Raw genomic sequence first — 4,927 nt, 5'->3', positions numbered from 1 at the left:
AGCCCAGCACCACACAAGCCCGTTCGTCTTGCAGCAGCACCACGGCAGGGAGCAGTGCGTCGTTCAATTTGGCCAGCGGCGTCTTGACCAGTTGGCTGCTCAAATGCGCGCGCAGCGCCGCACGCGCAAACAGGCTGGGGGTGAGGCGGGCGTGTTCGGCTGGCAGGCCTGACATCAAGGCGTCGCGGCTGGCCGCCTCACCATGGGTGCGGGCGATGATTTGCAGGCAGGCCAGCAACTCGTCAACTGCCGTCTGCGGGACCGCTGCCACACCTGACGCTTCCGAATTCGGCATGAATATCCCTAAATTAAGATAACTGGTTGTCGGATCAGTGTATCAAATACAGCCACCTTTGGAGCCGTAAACTCGGCAACAAGTCATCGTCAGAACTTGCCTTGTCAACAAAAAACCCGATCCTTTGAAGATCGGGTTTTAAATACCTGGATCGCCACGCTTCGCTCGCGAAGACGATCCGGCCTTGCGCTCTGAAGCGCTTATTTCTTTTGGCGGAATTTGCGCAAGGCAGCAATCTGAGCCGCCATAACGGCCAGCTCGGCAGCCGCGCGGGCCAGGTCGAGGTCGGTCTTGGCGTTTTTCATAGCATCTTCTGCCGCCCGCTTGGCTTCGTTGGCCTTTTCGTCGTCGAGGTCTTTGCCGCGCACGGCGGTGTCGGACAACACGGTAACGCAGTCGGGTTGCACTTCGAGAATGCCACCGGCCACAAAGACGAACTCTTCGCCACCGTCAGCCAGCTGGATGCGCACCGAACCCGCCTTGATGCGGGTGATCAGCGGTGTGTGGCGCGGGTAGATGCCCAGTTCGCCCGCCTCACCAGGCAGCGCGACAAAACGCGCCTCACCCGAGAAGATGGACTCTTCGGCACTCACCACATCAACGTGAATAGTGTTCATTTATTTTCCTGGTCTGTCGGGGACAGCGCTAACGCCCTGTCCCGCATGGTGTTCACATTTTCTTGGCTTTTTCGAAGGCTTCGTCAATGGTGCCGACCATGTAGAAGGCCTGCTCTGGCAGGTGATCGCACTCGCCGGCCACGATCATCTTGAAGCCGCGGATGGTTTCAGCCAGCGACACGTACTTGCCGGGCGTGCCAGTGAACACTTCAGCGACGTGGAACGGCTGCGACAGGAAACGCTGGATTTTGCGGGCGCGTGCCACGGTCAGCTTGTCTTCAGGGGCGAGTTCGTCCATGCCCAGAATGGCAATGATGTCGCGCAGCTCTTTGTAGCGCTGCAGCGTGCCTTGCACGGCGCGGGCGGTTTCGTAATGGTCCAGGCCGACCACGTTGGGGTCGAGCTGGCGACTGGTAGAGTCCAGCGGATCGACAGCGGGGTAAATACCCAGCGAGGCGATGTCACGACTTAGCACCACGGTGGAGTCCAGGTGGGCGAAGGTGGTGGCAGGCGATGGGTCGGTCAAGTCATCGGCAGGCACGTAAACGGCTTGAATTGACGTGATGGAACCCACTTTGGTGGAGGTAATGCGCTCTTGCAGACGGCCCATTTCTTCGGCCAGCGTGGGCTGGTAACCCACGGCAGAAGGCATACGACCCAGCAAAGCCGACACTTCGGTGCCGGCCAGCGTAAAGCGGTAAATGTTGTCCACGAAGAACAGCACGTCCTTGCCTTCGTCACGGAACGATTCGGCAATGGTCAGGCCGGTCAGGGCCACGCGCAGACGGTTGCCCGGGGGCTCGTTCATCTGGCCATAGACCATCGACACTTTGGAGTCTTCGAGCTTCTCGAGGTTCACCACCCCGGAGTCGGCCATCTCGTGATAGAAGTCGTTACCTTCACGGGTGCGCTCACCCACACCGGCAAACACCGACAGGCCGCTGTGCGCCTTGGCGATGTTATTGATGAGTTCCATCATGTTCACGGTCTTGCCCACACCAGCACCACCGAACAGACCCACCTTGCCGCCCTTGGCAAACGGGCACACCAGGTCGATCACCTTGATGCCGGTTTCCAGCAGCTCTTGCGACGGGCTGAGCTCGTCATAGACCGGCGCCTTGCGGTGGATGGAGGCCAGTTGCGTGGTGTTGACCGGGCCGCGCTCGTCGATCGGGTTGCCCAGCACGTCCATGATGCGGCCCAGCGTGGCGGTACCGACCGGCACTGAAATCGGGTTGCCGGTGTTGGACACCATCAGGCCACGACGCAAGCCGTCAGATGAACCCAGCGCAATGGTGCGGACAATGCCGTCGCCGAGCTGCTGCTGCACTTCGAGCGTGAGGGCCGAGCCTTCGAGCTTGAGCGCGTCATAGATGTGCGGCATGTGCTCGCGCGGAAACTCCACGTCAACCACAGCGCCAATGCACTGAACAATCTTGCCTTGAACGCCGGCGTTCGTATTTGTGTTTTCCTGAGCCATTTGGTTCTGCTCCAATAAATTTGAATCTTGCTGCTAACTGAGGCTTAGCCGCTGATGGCGGCTGCACCGGAGACGATTTCGGACAACTCTTTGGTGATGGCGGCCTGGCGGGTCTTGTTATAGATCAGCTTGAGCTCGCCGATCACGTTGCCGGCGTTGTCGGTGGCGGCCTTCATGGCCACCATGCGGGCGGCGTGCTCTGAGGCCATGTTCTCGGCCACAGCCTGAAACACCAGCGCCTCAACGTAGCGCACCAGCAGGTCGTCAATGACGGCCTGGGCATCGGGCTCGTAGATGTAGTCCCAGCCGTGCTTTTGGCCAGTGGTGGCCTCGCTGGCTTTCGCGTCCACCTGCATTTGCAAGGCCGACAGCGGCAGCAATTGCTCCATCACCACCTCTTGCTTCATCGTGTTGATGAAACGGGTGTAAGACAGAAAAACCGCGTTGACTTCACCTTTGGCGTAAGCATCGAGCAACACTTTGACCGGGCCGATCAGCCGCTCCAGATGCGGCCGGTCGCCCAACTGTGTCACATGAGCCACCACATTGGCGCCAATGCGATTCAGAAAACCCAGCCCCTTGTTGCCAATGGCGACCGCTTGCGTGGTCATGCCGTCATTCTTGATGTCACGCAGCTTGTTGGTCACACTGCGCAGCACGTTGGTGTTGAGGCCGCCGCACAAGCCCTTGTCGGTGCTGACCACGATCATGCCCACCACCTTGGCGTCGTTGCGTTTCATGAACGCGTGCACATACTCCGGGTTGGCTTGACCGAGGTGCGCCGCAATGTTGCGCACTTTTTCGGAATACGGCCGGGCCGAACGCATGCGCTCCTGAGCCTTGCGCATTTTGGAGACGGAAATCATCTCCATGGCTTTGGTGATCTTCTTCGTGCTTTCGAAGTTGCCGATCTTGCCGCGTATTTCCTTGCCAGTTGCCATATCAGTCTCCTTGTCTGTTGCAGGTGACCTTAAGCAAACGACTTCTTGAAGTCGGCGATGGCGGTGTTGAGCTCGGCTTCAGCGTCCTTGTCCATGGCGCGCTCGGCTTCGAGTTTGGCCAGCAGGGTTGCCTTTTTGTCTTTCAGGTAGGCATGCAGGCCGTGCTCGAAAGCCAACACCTTGTTGACATCGATGTCATCCACATAACCCTTGTTGACGGCGAACAGCGTGGCGCCCATCAGCGAGATGGGCAGCGGGCTGTACTGCGCCTGCTTGAGCAGTTCGGTCACGCGGGCACCGCGGTCGAGCTGCTTGCGGGTGGCTTCGTCAAGGTCGGAGGCGAACTGCGCAAAGGCAGCCAGCTCGCGGTACTGGGCAAGGTCGGTACGAATGCCGCCCGACAGCGCCTTGATGAGCTTGGTTTGGGCCGCGCCACCCACGCGTGACACCGAAATACCGGCGTTGATGGCAGGGCGGATACCGGCGTTGAACAGGCTTGTTTCCAGAAAGATCTGGCCGTCAGTGATGGAAATCACGTTGGTCGGCACGAACGCGGACACGTCGCCGGCTTGCGTTTCGATGATTGGCAGCGCGGTGAGTGAGCCGGTCTTGCCCTTGACTTCGCCCTTGGTGAAGTCTTCGACATATTTGGCGTTGACACGGGCAGCACGCTCAAGCAGACGGCTGTGCAGGTAAAACACGTCGCCGGGGTAGGCTTCGCGGCCTGGCGGGCGACGCAACAGCAAAGAGACCTGGCGGTAAGCCACGGCCTGCTTGGAGAGGTCGTCATAAACAATCATGGCGTCTTCGCCACGGTCGCGGAAGTATTCGCCCATCGAACAGCCCGAGTAGGCGGCGACATATTGCAGGGCAGCCGACTCGGATGCCGTAGCGGCCACCACGATGGTGTATTCCATCGCACCGGCTTGCTCCAGCGAGCGCACCACGTTTTTCACGCTGGAGGCCTTTTGGCCGATCGCAACGTAAACGCAGGTCATGTTTTGACCCTTCTGGTTGATGATGGCGTCGATGGCCACGGCCGTTTTGCCGGTCTGGCGGTCGCCGATGATCAGTTCGCGCTGACCGCGGCCAACCGGCACCATCGAGTCGATCGACTTGAGACCGGTCTGCATGGGCTGGCTGACCGATTCGCGGGCAATCACGCCGGGCGCAACTTTTTCGATCACGTCGGTCATTTTGGCGTTGATCGGGCCCTTGCCGTCAATCGGTTGACCCAGGGCATTGACCACGCGGCCCTTGAGCTCAGGACCCACCGGCACTTCCAGAATACGGCCGGTGCACTTGACCGTGTCGCCTTCTGAGATGTGCTCATAAGCGCCCAGAATCACGGAACCCACCGAATCGCGCTCAAGGTTGAGCGCCAGGCCGTAGCTGGGCTGACCCTCGGCGTCGGCCGGGAATTCGAGCATTTCGCCCTGCATCACGTCAGACAAGCCGTGGATGCGGCAAATGCCGTCGGTCACCGTCACAACTGTGCCCTGATTGCGGACATCTGCCGTGGCAGACAAGCCTTCGATACGGCTCTTGATCAGTTCAGAAATTTCTGCGGGATTGAGTTGCATGACTCTTTCCT

General features: G+C 59.7%; 4 protein-coding genes and 1 pseudogene. All 5 read right to left on the bottom strand.

Going from position 1 to position 4,927, the window contains the following annotated elements; translation table 11 throughout:
* Window positions 1–295, bottom strand: a pseudogene (locus IBX54_RS12665) (cysteine peptidase family C39 domain-containing protein); the annotation flags it as partial.
* A gap of 200 nt (window positions 296–495) precedes the next feature.
* The gene (locus IBX54_RS12660; RefSeq protein ID WP_296543014.1) at window positions 496–912 is read right to left on the bottom strand and encodes a F0F1 ATP synthase subunit epsilon; all 417 of its coding nucleotides are present in this window, start codon (window positions 910–912) and stop codon (window positions 496–498) included.
* A gap of 52 nt (window positions 913–964) precedes the next feature.
* Window positions 965–2,392: a F0F1 ATP synthase subunit beta gene (gene atpD / locus IBX54_RS12655; protein WP_296543013.1), complete on the bottom strand. Its 1,428-nt coding sequence runs from the start codon at window positions 2,390–2,392 to the stop codon at window positions 965–967.
* Between the two features lie 44 nt (window positions 2,393–2,436).
* Window positions 2,437–3,333 carry a F0F1 ATP synthase subunit gamma gene (gene atpG, locus IBX54_RS12650; protein ID WP_296543012.1) on the bottom strand — a complete coding sequence of 299 codons (897 nt, stop codon included), beginning with the start codon at window positions 3,331–3,333 and terminating at the stop codon, window positions 2,437–2,439.
* 29 nt (window positions 3,334–3,362) lie between these two features.
* Window positions 3,363–4,916 carry a F0F1 ATP synthase subunit alpha gene (gene atpA, locus IBX54_RS12645; protein ID WP_296543011.1) on the bottom strand — a complete coding sequence of 518 codons (1,554 nt, stop codon included), beginning with the start codon at window positions 4,914–4,916 and terminating at the stop codon, window positions 3,363–3,365.
* Between the last annotated feature and the right edge of the window lie 11 nt (window positions 4,917–4,927).

Origin of the sequence: Rhodoferax sp. (genome assembly GCF_014859475.1) — a bacterium.
Classification (GTDB): domain Bacteria; phylum Pseudomonadota; class Gammaproteobacteria; order Burkholderiales; family Burkholderiaceae_C; genus Rhodoferax.
The sequence above is the reverse complement of the archived record's forward strand: the minus strand, read 5'-3'. Positions and strand labels throughout refer to the sequence as shown.

What these genes read in the sequence shown, in the direction of transcription:
- atpA (WP_296543011.1), bottom strand. Translation starts at nt 4,916, where the DNA reads ATGCAACTCAATCCCGCAGAAATTTCTGAACTGATCAAGAGCCGTATC.
- atpD (WP_296543013.1), bottom strand. Translation starts at nt 2,392, where the DNA reads ATGGCTCAGGAAAACACAAATACGAACGCCGGCGTTCAAGGCAAGATT.
- atpG (WP_296543012.1), bottom strand. Translation starts at nt 3,333, where the DNA reads ATGGCAACTGGCAAGGAAATACGCGGCAAGATCGGCAACTTCGAAAGC.
- IBX54_RS12660 (WP_296543014.1), bottom strand. Translation starts at nt 912, where the DNA reads ATGAACACTATTCACGTTGATGTGGTGAGTGCCGAAGAGTCCATCTTC.